Source organism: Psychromarinibacter sp. S121, assembly GCF_049801035.1.
Classification (GTDB): domain Bacteria; phylum Pseudomonadota; class Alphaproteobacteria; order Rhodobacterales; family Rhodobacteraceae; genus Psychromarinibacter.
This window is the reverse complement of sequence record NZ_JBNAGE010000002.1, coordinates 1,028,508-1,043,504: the sequence shown is the minus strand read 5'-3', so window position 1 is coordinate 1,043,504 and position 14,997 is coordinate 1,028,508. Positions and strand designations below refer to the sequence as shown.

The 14,997-nt window shown below is 67.2% G+C and carries 15 protein-coding genes; 3 read left to right on the top strand and 12 right to left on the bottom strand.

Annotated elements, in window-relative coordinates:
* Positions 1-3: 3 nt before the first annotated feature.
* From ACP156_RS13540 to aroQ, 8 genes are all read right to left on the bottom strand, one after another.
* Positions 4-2,598 (bottom strand): TIGR02302 family protein, encoded by a 2,595-nt coding sequence (locus ACP156_RS13540; protein ID WP_425051860.1) that lies wholly within the window; start codon positions 2,596-2,598, stop codon positions 4-6.
* Between the two features lie 36 nt (positions 2,599-2,634).
* The gene (gene lysA / locus ACP156_RS13535; RefSeq protein WP_425051859.1) at positions 2,635-3,900 is read right to left on the bottom strand and encodes a diaminopimelate decarboxylase; all 1,266 of its coding nucleotides are present in this window, start codon (positions 3,898-3,900) and stop codon (positions 2,635-2,637) included.
* A 115-nt stretch (positions 3,901-4,015) separates the two neighbouring features.
* The gene (locus ACP156_RS13530) at positions 4,016-4,375 is read right to left on the bottom strand and encodes a DsrE family protein (protein WP_425051858.1); all 360 of its coding nucleotides are present in this window, start codon (positions 4,373-4,375) and stop codon (positions 4,016-4,018) included.
* Positions 4,376-4,457: 82 nt separating this feature from the next.
* Entirely contained in the window at positions 4,458-5,846 is a 1,389-nt protein-coding gene (tpa, locus tag ACP156_RS13525; protein ID WP_425051857.1) for a hypotaurine--pyruvate aminotransferase Tpa, read from the bottom strand.
* 87 nt (positions 5,847-5,933) lie between these two features.
* Complete coding sequence (locus ACP156_RS13520) at positions 5,934-7,151, bottom strand: CynX/NimT family MFS transporter (RefSeq protein ID WP_425051856.1); 1,218 nt, start codon at positions 7,149-7,151, stop codon at positions 5,934-5,936.
* 151 nt (positions 7,152-7,302) lie between these two features.
* Positions 7,303-8,079 carry an HpcH/HpaI aldolase family protein gene (locus ACP156_RS13515; protein WP_425051855.1) on the bottom strand — a complete coding sequence of 259 codons (777 nt, stop codon included), beginning with the start codon at positions 8,077-8,079 and terminating at the stop codon, positions 7,303-7,305.
* A gap of 27 nt (positions 8,080-8,106) precedes the next feature.
* Positions 8,107-8,949 (bottom strand): shikimate dehydrogenase family protein, encoded by an 843-nt coding sequence (locus tag ACP156_RS13510; RefSeq protein ID WP_425051854.1) that lies wholly within the window; start codon positions 8,947-8,949, stop codon positions 8,107-8,109.
* Between the two features lie 10 nt (positions 8,950-8,959).
* A complete protein-coding gene (gene aroQ, locus ACP156_RS13505) occupies positions 8,960-9,394 on the bottom strand; it encodes a type II 3-dehydroquinate dehydratase (protein ID WP_425051853.1) in 435 nt (144 codons plus the stop codon).
* A gap of 176 nt (positions 9,395-9,570) precedes the next feature.
* Here aroQ and ACP156_RS13500 point away from each other — a divergent pair, with 176 nt between their 5' ends.
* Positions 9,571-10,029, top strand: coding sequence for a MarR family winged helix-turn-helix transcriptional regulator (locus tag ACP156_RS13500; protein ID WP_425051852.1), 459 nt, complete (start codon positions 9,571-9,573; stop codon positions 10,027-10,029).
* A 96-nt stretch (positions 10,030-10,125) separates the two neighbouring features.
* Here the strand turns inward: ACP156_RS13500 and ACP156_RS13495 are convergent, their stop codons facing one another.
* From ACP156_RS13495 to ACP156_RS13480, 4 genes are all read right to left on the bottom strand, one after another.
* Positions 10,126-10,773, bottom strand: coding sequence for a class II aldolase/adducin family protein (locus ACP156_RS13495; RefSeq protein ID WP_425051851.1), 648 nt, complete (start codon positions 10,771-10,773; stop codon positions 10,126-10,128).
* Between the two features lie 66 nt (positions 10,774-10,839).
* Complete coding sequence (locus ACP156_RS13490) at positions 10,840-11,838, bottom strand: aldose epimerase family protein (RefSeq protein ID WP_425051850.1); 999 nt, start codon at positions 11,836-11,838, stop codon at positions 10,840-10,842.
* 2 nt (positions 11,839-11,840) lie between these two features.
* Entirely contained in the window at positions 11,841-12,695 is an 855-nt protein-coding gene (locus ACP156_RS13485; RefSeq protein ID WP_425051849.1) for an SMP-30/gluconolactonase/LRE family protein, read from the bottom strand.
* Positions 12,692-13,297 (bottom strand): 2-dehydro-3-deoxy-6-phosphogalactonate aldolase, encoded by a 606-nt coding sequence (locus ACP156_RS13480; RefSeq protein ID WP_425051848.1) that lies wholly within the window; start codon positions 13,295-13,297, stop codon positions 12,692-12,694. Before ACP156_RS13480 ends, ACP156_RS13485 begins: the two co-directional genes overlap by 4 nt.
* Positions 13,298-13,533: 236 nt before the next feature.
* Between ACP156_RS13480 and ACP156_RS13475 the strand changes: the two genes are divergently transcribed.
* Together ACP156_RS13475 and ACP156_RS13470 are read left to right on the top strand one after the other, a co-directional pair.
* Complete coding sequence (locus ACP156_RS13475; protein ID WP_425051847.1) at positions 13,534-14,340, top strand: NAD-dependent epimerase/dehydratase family protein; 807 nt, start codon at positions 13,534-13,536, stop codon at positions 14,338-14,340.
* The gene (locus ACP156_RS13470) at positions 14,337-14,996 is read left to right on the top strand and encodes a sugar transferase (protein WP_425051846.1); all 660 of its coding nucleotides are present in this window, start codon (positions 14,337-14,339) and stop codon (positions 14,994-14,996) included. Before ACP156_RS13475 ends, ACP156_RS13470 begins: the two co-directional genes overlap by 4 nt.
* Position 14,997: the final 1 nt, after the last annotated feature.

Here is a 14,997-nt window from a genome sequence, read left to right as displayed (position 1 = left end):
CTGTCAGAACCGGTCCAGCAGCCGCCGCAGGTAGTCGAGTTCTTCGTCGGGCCGGGTCTGCTCGGCAGAGCGGCGGCGCAGTTCCTCGAGAAGTTCGCGCGCACGACCGTAGATGTCGTCACCCTGAAGCATCTCTTCGTTGGTGCCGATCTGACCGTTCGCCCCCGGCTCGCGGCCCAGCGGATCGCGGGCCTGACTGTTGTCGGCCTGTCCCTGCGCCTCGCCCTGCTGGCCCTGGTTGTTCTGTTCCTGAGCCATCATCTCGCCGAGGTTCCGCATCCCCTCGCGCAGCGCCTCGATGGCGTCGGACTGGCTGTCCAGAGCGCCAGCAAGATCGTCGTTGCGCAGCGCTTCCTCGGCCTCGTCCATGGCGCGGCCGGCGCGGTCCAGCGCCTCGCCGGCGGCGTCGCCCTCGGGGGTGCCCGCGCCCGGCATGTTGTTGCGCTGGCGGTTCAGTTCCTCGCGCAGGGCCTGCTGGCGGTCGGCAAGCGCTTCGCCGTCAAGTTCACCCTGACCTTGCCCCTGCCCTTGGCCCTGGCCGTTCGATCCGTTCGGCGGGCCGCTTTGACCCTGCCCCTGACCCTGACCGTCGCCTTGCTGCTGGCCGTTGCCCCGCTGCCCGTCCTCGCCACGTTCGCCCTGCTGGCCGTTCTGGCCGAACTGGTCCTGAAGGTCGCCGAAGGTCTCGTCGCTGAGATCCTGCTGATCGCGCAGCATCTCGCCCAGCCCTTCCATAGCTTCCTGCCCCGGCGAGCCCTGACCGTTGCCCTCGGTGATCTCGAGGTTCTCGAGCATCTCCGCCAGTCGCTCCATCAGCTCCATGGCCTCGTCCATGCGGCCTTCTTCCATAAGCTGCTGCAGCCGTTCCATCAGCGCTTCGATCTGGTCGCCGGTGATCTCCTGCCGTTCGCCCTGCGCCTGGTCCTGTCCGTCCGGGTTCTCGCCGTTCTGGCGCTGCTGTTCGGCCAGCTGACGCATGTAGTCCTGCGTCGCCTCGCGCAGTTCGCGCATCAGTTCCGCGATCTCTTCGTCGGTCGCGCCGTTGCGCATCGCCTCTTCCAGACGTTCGCGCGCCTCGCGCAGGCGCTCCAGCGCGTCGGACAGGCTGCCGTCCTCGATCAGGACGGCAAGGTCCCACAGGATCTGCGCGATCTCGTCGCGCTGTTCCTCGGTCATGCCGTACTGGTTGAACAGCTCCAGCTGACGCTGCAACGTCCGCAGCTTCAGATAGGCGGTGTCGCTGTCGAAAACTTCGTCCGGGTGATAGCTGACCGCGCGCAGAACCTGCGCCACGCGGCGGCCGTTCTCGTCACGGTTCCACAGCATGTCGCGGCGCATCTCGATGATCGCGCCGGCAAGCGGGTCGAAAAAGCGGCGCCCCGGCAGGACGACGTGGGCAGGCTCGGACTGCCCTTCCTGTCCAAGGTCGTCGGTCGCGTAGAACACCATCGTCACGGGCAGCGTCGCCCACGGGTGTTCCGCGAGGTTCTCGATCAGGACTTCCTCGAACTCGGACCGGTCGCCAGAGATCGTCATGGGAAGGTCCAGCGTGATCGGCTCGCGCGGTTCGGGATCGGGAGCCAGACCATAGCGGCGGTCGATCGCGGCAAGGTCCAGCGTGATCTCGGCCCGGCCCGCGACGACGCCATAGTCGTCGCTGACCGAGAAGGTCTGGCGCATCTCGCCCGACAGCCCACGCTCGGGCTCGCCGAGGATGGTGACCTGCGGGGCCGTGTCCGGCGTGACGCTGATGTCCCACGCGGCGCCGTTCGGGCCGTCGATGGCGATGCGCCCGGCCTGCGTGACCTCGAAGTTCTGCGCCTCGTCGCTGGCGGCGGGCACTTCATGCGTCCGGCCCGAGACCGTCTCGGTCACCGTCAGTTCGCCAACGTCGCCATACAGGCGGATCGTGACGCGGCTGGCCTCGGGAACCTCGAAGGTGCCGGGCTTGATGTCATTGAGATACAGCGAGGGCTTGCCGGTGTAGGCGGGCGGTTCGACCCAGCCTTCCCAGCTGGGGCCCTGCGCAACGGTGCTGCTGCCGCCGGGTACGGCCTCGGACACCGTGGCGACCGACAGGAAAGACCCGAAAAGCAGCGCCACCGCGAAGGCCAGCGCCGCCACGAAGCGCAGCGCATAGGGATCGCGGTCTGCAATTCGAAGGTTCGGCTCGACGGCGCGGGCGGAAGCGGCGCGCTCGGCCATGCGGGTGACATGCGCCTTCCACACCGCCTGACTCGCGGCGTCGGTGGCGCCGATTGCCTGCGTATCGGCCAGCGCGGAAATCGGGCGGCCGGGAAGCGTGCGGTCCAGACGATCCAGCGCCTCGGCCCGCGAGGGCCAGTGGAACCGGCGAATGCCGTACCAAAGCGCACCGATCAGTCCGAGAACGGCGACGACAATGCCGGCCCACGTGACTTCCAGCGGCAAGGTTTCGTGAACCCCAAGCATCAGCGCGGCAAGCGCCAGCAGAAGGACGGTCCAGAGCGGCCAGAATGCCCGAAGCGCGCGTTCGGCGACCATGCCCGTGCGGGTCAGGGCCAGCGGCCAGCGCAAACGGTCGAGTGCGGCGTCAGAAAGCTTCGTCGTCTCGGTCATATACCCGTGCCATCGGTTGTCGCGCCGGATCGCGCGTTACAACCATGCAGGCACCTTATCGCGGGCGATGATTTCGTCAAAGGAAGGTCGCGGGCGGATGACGGCAAATTGATCTTCGTGCACCAGCACTTCGGGGATAAGCGGCCGCGTGTTGTACTCTGACGACATCACCGCGCCATAGGCCCCGGCGGACCGGAAGGCGACCAGATCGCCCGCCGCGACGGGCGGCATCTGCCGCTGCTTGGCGAAGGTATCCCCAGATTCGCAGACCGGTCCAACGATGTCGTAGGGCGCGTATTCGACACCCGCCGCAGGCTCGATCACCGGCACGATGTCATGATGACTGCCGTACATCGCAGGCCGGATCAGGTCGTTCATCGCACTGTCGAGAATAAGAAAATCGCGGCCCTCGCCGGACTTCACGTAGATCACGCCGCTGACGAGGATGCCTGCATTCCCGGCGATAAGCCGGCCCGGCTCGATCTCGACCTCGCAGCCGGTGGGGCCGATGACGTCCTTGACCATCTCGCAGTAATCGGTGGGCAACGGAGGCGCCGCGTTCGACCGCTCGTACGGAATGCCAAGCCCGCCGCCCAGATCGAGGCGGCGAATGGCATGACCGTCGGCGCGAAGCTGTTCCGTAAGCGACACGACCAGATTGTAGGCATCGCGGAAAGGCTGAAGATCGGTCAGCTGGCTGCCGATGTGCACGTCGATTCCCACGACCTCCAGCCCCGGCAGCGCGGCGACTTCGGCATAGACCTCGCGCGCACGGGCGATCGGGATGCCGAACTTGTTCTCTTTCTTGCCGGTGGCGATCTTCTCGTGCGTCTTCGCATCCACGTCCGGGTTCACCCGCACGGTCACGGGCACCGTGACGCCCATGGATGCCGCCACCTCGGACAGCAGCCGCATCTCGGGCTCGCTTTCAAGATTGATCTGGCGGACGCCGCCTTCCAGCACCTGCCGCATCTCTTCGCGCGTCTTGCCGACGCCCGAGAACACGATGCGGTCGCCCGAGAAACCGGCGGCTCTGGCGCGGGCATACTCGCCGCCCGACACGACGTCGACACCGGCGCCAAGCTGTTCCAGCACCCGCAGGACAGCTTGGTTCGAGTTCGCCTTCATAGCGTAACAGACAAGGTGCGGCACCCCGTCCAGCCCGTCGTCGAACAGCTTGAAATGCCGGGTCAGCGTGGCGGTCGAATAGACGTAGAACGGCGTTCCCACCGCTGCCGCGATCTCGGGGACGGGCACGTCCTCGGCGTGGAGGAGACCGTCACGATACAGAAAATGATCCATCGCCCGAAGCCTTTCGCTGATGCCCGGGCGTCATGGCAAAAAGGCCGGGGCGATGCAATGGATCACGCATGAAACAGTCGGGCCGCACCAGACGGGAAGGTCCTGGCACGGCGGATCAGTAACACAGCACGGTATCCGCCGCCGCGGCGACCTCGACCAGCTTCTCCGGCATCGCGAAAGAGGCGTTCAGACCGTCCAGCAAATCGTCGCCGTACCCGCGCGCTTTCGCGGATTTGCCGGACACAAGGAACCGCGTGCCCTTCGCGCCATGGCGGGCAAGATGCTCGCCCACGACGCCGGTGCCTTCGCCCTCAAGTTCCCGATGCGCCTGTGCCAGAAGGTGAACGCCATCGCCCGCAAGGAAGACGGTCACGTCGTGCCCTTCGGTCTGCGCTGTCAGCGCGATCAGCAGGCCAAGCGTCGCCTTGTTCGGATCGGCTGGGCCGGTGGTGATGTGAACCAGTGTCGTGGTCATGGGGCCCCCTCGCATTTCATGACTGATGCGAGGGGATGCTACCCCGGTTCGGCGCCCCGCCAAAGGGCGCCGAAAGGCGGTGTCAGCCGAAAACCTCGGTCAGCGCGCCGTCGATGGCGTCGGTGATCCGGTCGATCTCGGCAGGCGTGGCGATCAGCGCGGGGCTGAGACACAGCGTGGTGTTCATCCCCGGCAGCGAACGGTTGGTACAGCCGATGATGACGCCCCGCGCCATCGCGGCGGCGACCACGGCCTGCGCCTTCTTCTCTTCGACCGGCTGCTTCGTCTCGCGGTCGGCCACCAGTTCGGCGCCGCAGAACAGGCCCTTGCCGCGCACGTCGCCGACGACGGCGTGCTTCTCTTTCAGCGCGGCGAGGTTCCCCATCAGGCGCTCGCCCATGGCAAGACAGTTCTCCAGAAGGCCCTCGTCCTCGATGATGCGCATGTTTTCCAGCGCCGCCGCCGGACCGGCGGTGCAGCCACCGAAGGTCGAGATGTCGCGGAAGTAGGACAGCGGATCGCTGGCATCGTCCTTGAACATCTCGAAGACCTTCTCGGTCGTCACCGTGCAGGAGATCGCCGCGTAGCCCGAGGCGACGCCCTTGGCCATCGTCACGAAGTCCGGCTCGACGCCCCAGTTCTGGTAACCGAACCAGGTGCCGGTGCGGCCCAGCCCGCAGACGACCTCGTCAATATGCAGCAGGATGTCATACTTGCGGCAGATCTCCTGCACGCGGGGCCAGTAGCCCTCGGGCGGGACGATGACGCCGCCGCCGGCGGTGACGGGCTCAAGACAGATCGCGCCGACGGTGTCGGGCCCTTCGCGCAGGATCACTTCCTCGATGGCGTCCGCGGCGCGGCGACCGTACTCTTCGCCCGACAGGTCCTCCCACTGTTTGCGGTACTCAAGGCAGTGCGGCACCCGCACGAAGCCATCCGGGAACGGGCCGTAAAGCGCACCGCGTTCGTCCTGCCCGCCCGCGCCGAGACAGGCGATGGTGGTGCCGTGATAATCGCGGTCGCGGTACAGGATTTTCCATTTCTTGCCGCCGTGGAAGCGCTGCGAAATCTGGCGGACCATCTTGAACGCCTTCTCGTTCGCCTCGGAGCCGCTGTTGGAATAGTAGACGCGGCTCATGCCCGGCATCTTCTCCAGCAGCTTCTCGGCAAACAGCGCGCCGGGGACCGACCCCATCGAGCCGCCGAAGAAGTTCATCTTCACCAGCTGATCGCGCACCGCGTCCGCGATGGTCTCGCGGCCGTAGCCCACGTTGACGGTCCAGACGCCGCCAGAGACGGCGTCGATGTATTCCTTGCCGGTGGCGTCCCAGACCTTCATGCCGCGCCCCTCGACGATCACGCGGGGGTCGATCGTCTCGTACGGTTTGTGCTGGGTCAGGTGATGCCAGACGTGGGCGCGGTCGGCCGCGACCACGTGGGACAGGTCATTGGGGGTGAGGTTCACGTTCATCTTGGGCCTCCGGTGTGTCTGGGTCGCGTGGGGTCTAACAGGCGGGGACGCGACAGGGCGCGTCTGAAAGCGACATGGTGCGTGGCGTCAGGCATGGGCCATCCCCGCCCGCCGCCGCGTGGTGAAGAAGATGTAGCCGACAATCGCGAGGTTCAGAAGGTTCCATCCGATGCCGTTCAGGAATGCCATCGTGTAGCTGCCCGTCTGGTCGTAGATCCAGCCCGACATCCAGCCGCCCAGCGCCATCCCGAGAATGGTGGCGAAGATCACAAGGCCGACACGGGCGCCCGCCTCGCGCGCGGGCATGTATTCGCGGACGATCAGCGCATAGCTCGGGACGATGCCGCCCTGGCTGAGACCGAAGACCAGCGAGACGGCGTAAAGCGACGCCATGCCGCCCGCCGGAAGGTAAAGAAACAACGCGATGCATTGCAGCGTCGAGCCGACCAGCAGCGTCATCACGCCGCCCAGCCGATCCGCCAGCAGGCCCGAGACGAAGCGCGAGACCACCCCGCCCCAAAGCATCAGCGACAGCATCTCTGTGCCGACTGCCGGGCCATAGCCAAGATCGGTGCACAGAGCGACGATATGGACCTGCGGCATCGACATCGCGACACAGCAGCCGACCCCGGCGATCACAAGCGCCCATTGCAGCACGGCGGGCGACAGGTTGACCCGCCCGCGATTGAGGTGCGAGACCGCGTCGGCCTCGGCCTGCGCCTCGGGCGGCACCCGGCGGCGCAACGCCAAGGCGCCGGGGATCATCAAAGCAAGCGTGATGACGGCAAGTGTCAGATAGACCGCCGTCCAGCCCCGGTTCACCAGCACGTCCGACAGAAGCCACGGCCAGACCGCGCCCGACAGGTAATTTCCCGCTGCCGCGATGCCGACCGCGACACCGCGACGACGCAGGAACCATTGCGAGATATCGGCAATCAGCGGCCCGAAGCTGGCCGCGGTACCGAAGCCGATCAGAAGCTGACAGGCGGCGAGCATCAGGATGCCGCCGCTCATCGACGCCAGCGTGAATCCCAGGGCATTGGACACAGCCGCGATCAGCAGGACACGGGTGACTCCGAACCGGTCGATGGCGCGGCCAAGCAACAGGTTGCCCAGCGCATAGCCCACCATCGTCAGCGTCCACGGCAGCGAAGCGTCGGCGCGCGATACGCCGAACTCGGCCTCGACCGAGGGCAGCACCATGATGACCGCCCACATGCCGACATTCCCGATCGACGCCACGGCCAGCGTGATCGCCAGCCGGGTCCAGGAATAACGGGTGTCGAGAAGGGACGCGGAACTCATGCCCGGACGCTAGGGGGCGGCGCGGGGAATGTCCAACCCCCCGCGGCTGCCGGGCACTGGCGCGCATGGGGGCTCCGCCCCCGTCGCTTCGCGACTCCCCCGAGGTATTTTTGGAAGAGAAGAAGGCCCCGGCGTCAGGCCGGGCAGGCCCCTACCCGCCGAGCTTGTCCTTCCACGCTTTCGCACGCGCCAGCGCGCCGCGGCGCAGGATGGTCACGTCGAGGTCGACAGCGGTGAAGACCGAGCCTGCGTCCACCATCTCTTCAAGCAGCGAGTCGTCGGGCGACAGGAAGCCCGCCGGCTTGCCCGCGGCCCGGATGCGGCGGATCGCATCGGCGCAGGCCTTGCGCACCTCGGGGTGGCCGTTCTGCCCGATGTAGCCCAGCGAGGCCGCCATGTCGGCAGGCCCCACGAAGATTGCGTCCACGCCGGGGACGGCGGCGATTTCTTCCAGCCGGTCCACCGCTTCCTTCGTCTCGATCTGCAGGATCAGGCAGATCTCGTCGCGCGCCTTGCGGCCATAGTCGGCCACGGCACCCCAGCGGCTGGCGCGCATGACGCCAGCGACGCCGCGCATGCCGTCGGGCGGATAGGACACCGCCGCCACGGCGAGTTCGGCTTCCTCGGGTGTCTGGATGTAGGGGATCATCACCGTCTGGGCGCCGGCATCGAGGAATTTCTTGATCTGCAGCGGGTCCAGCCCGGTGGGACGCACCGCGCAGGACACGTCATAAGGCGCCGCCGCCTGCAGCATCGGCTGCACGTTCAAGGGATCCATCGGCGAGTGTTCGGTGTCGAACATCATCCAGTCGTAGCCGGTGTTGGCCAGCATCTCGGCCATCGCCGGATCGGGGATCGAGCACCAGATGCCCACTTGCGGCTTGCCGGCGAGGATCGCCTCCTTGAACCGGTTCTTGGGGATTTCCATTGTGTCGCTCCTCCCTTGGCTTGTTCGTTAATACGTTAACCGTGACACGCGGCGGAGTACATCCGGCGTCGTCGAAGGCAGGCCGAAGAATTCGAGATAGGCCGGGATCTGCTCGAACAGCATGTCGGCGCCGACCTGCGTGGCGCAGCCACGGGCGCGGGCGGCGGCGAGGAAGGCTGTCTCTTCGCGCTTCATCACCACCTCGCCGACGAAGGTCTCGGGCGCGATGCGCGCGACGTCCATCGGCATCGGGTCGCCCGCCTTCATGCCCAGCGGCGTTGCATTCACGACGATGTCCCAGCCGTCCGGGTCGTTCGATCCGGTCGAGACGGCGACGTCCGGGTAGCTTTCGCCAAGCCGACCGGCCAGCCGCTCGGCAGCGGCGCCGTTCACGTCGAAAAGCCCCAGCCGGGACAGACCCGCCTTGGCCAGCGACGCGGCGATGGCAGAGCCGACGCCGCCCGAGCCCACCACCAGCGCCGAGCGTCCGGCGATCTCGCACCCCTTCCGCAAGAGACCGCGCGCGAAGCCCTCGCCGTCGAACATGTCGCCGACCAGCCTGCCTTCGCCGTCGGCTTTCACCGCGTTGCAGGCGCCGCAGATCCGGACCGCGGGCGAGACCTCGTCCAGCAGGTCCACCACGGGCACCTTGTGCGGCATTGTGATCAGAGCGCCTGCGAAATTCGTCAGCCGCGCGACCATGCGCATGAACTGCGGGAAGTCGTCAGGCCCGCAGCCCATCGGCACCACGACGCAATCCACGCCGCGTTCCTCGAAGAACGGGTTGTAAATCATCGGCGCGCGGAAGCTTTCGGTCGGCACGCCGAGATGAGCGATGATCCTTGTGTGGCCGGTGATCAGCTGTGTCATCGCGCCGGCCTCAGGCGGCCAGGGTGCAGACGCGGCGGACGGCGGCCTCGTAGCCCTCGATCCCCAGCCCCGCGATGACGCCGTCGGCGCGCATCGAAACGTAAGAGTGATGCCGGAAGCTCTCGCGCTTGTGGACGTTGGAGATGTGGATCTCGATCACCGGGCCCACGAAGGTGTTCAGCGCGTCCAGCACCGCGACCGAGGTATGTGTCAATGCAGCGGGGTTGATGACGATGCCGCAGGCTTGTTCGCGCGCCTCGTGGATCCAGTCGACGATCTGGCCCTCCCAGTTCGACTGCATCAGCTTGAGGTCGAAGCCTTCGGCCAGCACGGCGCGGCAGTTGCGCTCGACGTCTTCCAGGGTGTCGTGGCCGTAGATCTCGGGCTGGCGCTTGCCCAGCAGGTTCAGGTTGGGTCCGTTCAGGATGTAGATCGTCTTGGCCATGTCGTTCCTCGCCTCAAGTCCGGCGCGCCGGTGCGGCGCGGTGGCTGCCGAATAGCACATCCCGAAGCCCGCGCCATCCCGCCCGCGCAGATCAGGCTTGCCGCGACGCAAGCGCCCGTGTCACAACAACGGACCAGAAGTTCACGGGGAAACGATTTCGGGAGGCGGGAACGGGTATGGCCGGCGACGGAACGCGAAGCTTTGGCGTGCTGACGGAGATGTCCGGCTTTCTGCTGTCGATGGCGCAGGCGCATGTCTACCGGATGGACGAGCAGCTTGAGGCGCTGGAAGGGCTCAGCACCGCGCAATTGTCGGTGCTGACGGTGATCCACGAGAACCCGGGCATCCGGCATGGCGAGGTCGCCGAGATGCTGGTGATCAAGCTGGCCTACATGACGAAGCTTCTGAAAGGGTTCGAGTCCTCCGGCTGGGTCGAGCGCCAGTCAGACCCGGCGGACCGCCGTGCGATCCATCTGTCATTGACCCCAGAGGGCGAGGCTGTGGTCGGCCGCACGCTGCCACGGCTGCTGGCGCATGACGCGGAGCGGCCGAATGGACTGACGCCGCGCGAGATCGGGCAGTTGAAGCGGCTTCTGACGAAGTATCTCGGCCTGCCGGAACGCGACGAGGGCTAGGCGGACGCATCGCCGATAGCGCGGACCGGGGGGGCTCCGCCCGTTCGCCCCTCAAAAGGTCCCCCGGACCTTTTGCCGCCAAAGGCGGACCAGGGCTCACTTCTGCAGGCCGTAGCCTTTTACTTTCTCCAGCACCCGGTCGATTTCCTCGACGCTCAGCAACGGCGGTTCGCCGAAGGGCAGGCAGCCGAGGTACTGCTTGGCCAGCGCTTCGACCTCCACCGCCAGCCACATCGCCTTGTCCAGCGAGTTGCCGCAGGCGATGCTGCCGTGATGCGCCAGAAGGCACGCCGCCCGGTCTTCCAGCGCCGCGACGGCAAGTTCCGACAACTCTGCGGTTCCGAAGGTCGCGTAGGGCGCGCAGCGAATGTCGTGCCCGCCGGCGACCGCCACCATGTAGTGCAGCGGCGGGATGCCCTTTTCCATGATCGCCAGCGTCGTGCAGGCGGTCGGATGCGCATGCACCACCGCGTTCATCTCGGGCTTGGCGCGCAGGATGTCGAGGTGAAACCGGAACTCGGTCGAGGGCTTCAGCGCGCCTTCTCGGCTGCCGTCGAAGCCCAGCCAGACGATGTCTTCGGGTTTCATCCTCGCATAGGGCTGGCCGGAGGGCGTGATCAGGATCCCGTCGCCCTCGCGCACCGAGATGTTGCCCGACGTGCCCTGGTTCAGCCCGCTGCTGTTCATCTCGAGACAGGCGTCGATGATCGCCTGCCGCACCTCGACACTTCCTTTCACCGGCATGCCCTCCTCAGCTTCTTCGGACCGGAAATATCCCGGGGGTCCGGGGGCAGAGCCCCCGGCTTTGGCCTACCGCGCAAACCGCCACTCGGTCACTTGTTGCCAGTCGTCTCCGGGACGCAGCACGAAGCTGGGGAACTCCGGATGAGCGGTGGCGCCCGGCCAGAACTGCGCTTCCAGCGCGACGCCGCAATAGGCGACAGGCGAAGGGCCGTCGTTGCCTGCGTATTGCGGCAGCTCGAGGATATGGCCGTCGAACACCTGCACACCCGGCTCGGTGGTGGACATCTCCATCCGCACGCCGCTTTGGCCTTGCAAAGACGCCACCGGCCGCAGAGCGACGCGCGCGCGGGACAGGCAGAAGCTGTTGTCGATCAGCCCCTCGGCCCCGGCCTCCAGCGCGCGGCCCTCGCGATAGTCAAATCGGGTGCCGTCGACCGGAAGGATCTCTCCGGTCACGATCATGTCCTCGTCGCGCGGCAGCACGTGATCGGCGGCAAGCGTCAGCACCTGCCCTTTCACCGTGGGCGCGTCATCCATCCGCCAATAGCTGTGGTTGGCAAGGTTCATCAGCGTCGGAGCGTCGGTTTCGGCATCGACCGTCAGGCGCAGCGTGGCGTCTTCCAGCACATCGAACCGGGCAGTCACAACGCGGTTGCCGGGAAAGCCAGCCTCGCCGTCCGGCGCCTTCACCCGGAGAACCGCGTGCGATGGACCTTCTTCCACGATCTCCCAGACGCGCCGGTGAAACGCAGCGTCGCCGCCGTGGATGGTGTGCCGGCCCCCGAAGTTCTTGGTGAACTCGAAGCGGGTGCCGTCGATCTCGGCGGTGCCGCCGGCGATGCGGTTCACCACCGGGCCCATCAGGCCGCCGCAGCTTGCCATCTTGCCTTCGTAGGCGGCCAGTTCCGGGCTGCCGACAGTCAGCGAATGCGCCACGCCCTCCAGCCGCACGTCCTGCAGGTTCGCCCCGTAGGTCAGCACGGCGACCGACAGCGGCCCGTTGCCCAGCAGAAGCCGGTAAACGGTCTCGCCGTCCTGCGTCGTGCCAAAAGTTTCCACCGCCATACTCAGATCTCCACGCGCGGCTCTGGCAGCCCGCGGGCGCCGGAAGCGAATTGATAGGTCATTCCGTTCTCGGACCGCGCGGCCTCTTCGGGCGGCAGGTTCTCGAGCGCGGTGGTGACGTAGACCGTCGACAGGTCCGGGCCACCGAAGGCGGGGCAGGACGTGTGCGCCGCCGGGATCTCGTGCGCCTCGATGAACGCGCCCGAAGGGTCGTAGACCGCGACGCGGTAGCCGCCCCACTGGGCATTCCAGAAGTTGCCCTCGACGTCGGTAACCGCGCCGTCGGGGGCGAAGTCCTCGCCGGTGAAGTCGAGAAAGACCTCTTTCTCTCCCGCGGGCCAGCCATCCGCGTCAAGCGCCTCGCGCCACACGATCCCGGCGCGGGAACAGGCGTAGTAGGCGGCGGCGCCGTCCGGGGTGAAGCAGATCGCGTTGGGGATGGTGATGTCCGAGACGATCTTGCGAAGCTCGCCATCGTACCAGCGATAGATCGCGCCCTTGCCGTCTTCCGCCTGCTTTCCCATCGTGCCGATCCAGAACCCGCCCTGCCGGTCGGCGCGGCCGTCGTTCGAGCGGGTCGTCTCGTCTTCGGTTTCCAGCCCGCAGACATAGGTTTCGTCACCGGTTTCGAGGTCGAAGGTGAACAGCCGCGTCTCGCTGGCGATCAGCAGGCGGTCGCGGTCGATCCAGCCCGCGGCGGTGACGATCTCGTCGAACTGCCAGCGCCACGGCGCGCCGTCGCGCTGGGTCAGAAGCTGGTTCGACAGGATGTCGAACCAGAACAGCTGCTGGCGCTCCGGGTGCCACAGCGGCCCCTCGCCCAGCTCGCAACGGCGGTTGTCGTAAACGTCGCTCATACCCACACCTCGTCATATGCGGCAACGGTCTCTGCCGCGTTGGCGGCGGTGACCTCGACCGGGTTGCCGGGCTTGTACAGCGAAGAGCCGATGCCGAAGCCGTCGATCCCCGCCGCATGCCACGCGGCAAAGTCGGTCGGACCGACACCGCCCACCGCGTAGACCTGCGTGCCGTCCGGCAGCACGGCGCGCAGCGCCTTAAGGCCGGCGGGTCCCATTTGGGCCGCCGGGAAGATCTTCAGCCCGGTCGCGCCCCATTTCAGCGCGTTGAAGCACTCGGTGGCGCTGAATACGCCGGGATAGCTTTGCATGCCCGCATCGACCGTCGTGCGGATCACCGCCTCGTCGCAATTCGGCGAAACGATCAGCTTCCCGCCAACGGAATGCACGCGCGCAACATCTTCCGGGGTCAGCACGGTGCCCGCGCCGATCAGAGCGGCGTCACCGTGGACATCGACCATCGCCTCGATGCTGTCGAAGGGGCGCGGAGAGTTCAGCGGAACCTCGATCCGGTCGATCCCCGCCTCGATCAGCGCGGCGGCGGTGGCCACCGCATCGTCGGGTGTGATGCCGCGCAGAATGGCGATCAGGTTGCGGCTCATGGAAATCCCCCCTTGAAGGAGCTGCCTGTGCGCGAATGCGCTTCGGGCCGAAATTGAACCTCCCTCGCAGGGCAGGGTTGCCGCGCGCCGGGTGCGAGGTCAAGGCGACCCCCGGAGACCGCCCGAACCCGTGGCGGATATGTGCACATCTGTGGCCATCCTGCCGCCCCGCCGCGCGCCTGCTCTGGCGGAGCCCGGACCGTGGGGCTAGACCGGTGACGGGACAAGAGGACGCGATGGACGCCAAATTGCTGGTCGTGGGAGGAAACAGCCGGGTTGGGCAATTGCTGCGCCGGCCTTTCCGCGATGTGCCGGTAACGTGGTGCGCCCGCAGCGGCGCTGATGTAACGTGGACGTTGATGGACGGCCCGGCGGCTCTGGCGCCCGCGCTATGCGGGCAGGATGCGGTTCTATGCCTCGCGGGCGCGACACCGGGAGCGGACAGCTTCGACCTGAACGCCGAAGTCGCGCTGGCGGTGATCGAGGCGGCGCGGCGGGCGGGCTGCCAGCGGGTGTTCCTGTTCTCGTCGATGGCCGTCTACGGCCCCGGCGCTGGCCACGCAGAGGACGGCCCCTGCGCCCCGGCCACCGCCTACGGCGCGTCGAAGCTGGACATGGAGCGGCGCGCCGCAGAAGCGGCAAGCGACGTCGCGGTGACCGCGCTGCGGCTGGGCAACGTCGCTGGCGCGGACGCGCTGTTTCGCAACATCGCGGCCGGACGGGCGATCACGCTGGACCGGTTCGCCGACGGGGCGACGCCCGCCCGTTCGTATATCGACCCCACGCTGCTGGCAGAGGTGCTGGTGGCGCTGGTCCGTCAGTCGGACCTGCCGCCGGTGCTGAACCTCGCCGCCGATCCGCCGGTCGAGATGGCGGCCCTGATGGATGCGGCGGACGCGGGCTATGACACCCGGCCCGCGCCAGAGACCGCGCTGCGCGAGGTTTCGATGGACCTGTCGCGCCTGAAGGCGATGGTCCCCCTTCCCGACCGCCCGGCACCCGCCCTGCTTGCCGGGCTGGCGGAAGCAGAGGCTGCGGCATGACCCCCGGCAAGCGCGCGCTCGACCTGATCCTTGCGCTGCTGTTGTCGGTGGTGCTTGCGCCCGTGGCTCTGGTGATCGCGCTGCTGATCCTCGTCCGCGACGGCAGGCCGGTATTTTATGTTTCGGAACGGATGAAGACCGCGTCCGAGCCGTTCCAGCTTTGGAAATTCCGTACGATGACCGTGGTCGACACCGACAGCGGCGTCTCGGGTGGCGACAAGGCCGCGCGGCTGACGAAGCACGGTCGGTTCCTGCGGCGGACACGGATGGACGAGATCCCGCAGCTTTGGAACGTGCTGCGCGGCGACATCAGCTTTGTCGGCCCCCGCCCGCCACTGCGCCTGTATGTCCAGCGCTTCCCGGAGTTGTACGTCGAAGTGCTGCAATGCCGGCCCGGCATCACCGGACTGGCGACGCTGTACTATCACCGGCACGAGGAAAGGCTGCTGGCCGACTGCGAGACCGCTCAAGAAACCGACGCGGTCTATTCCCGCCGCTGCGTCCCCCGCAAAGCCGAACTGGATTTGATCTACCGCAGGCGCCGCTCGGTCGCGATGGACCTACGGCTGATCGCGATGACCGCCGCACGGGCCGCCGGCCGCGACCTGAAAAGCTGTGGGCTGCTGGGCGGACGGCGCGACCGGAACCGGCCGTAGC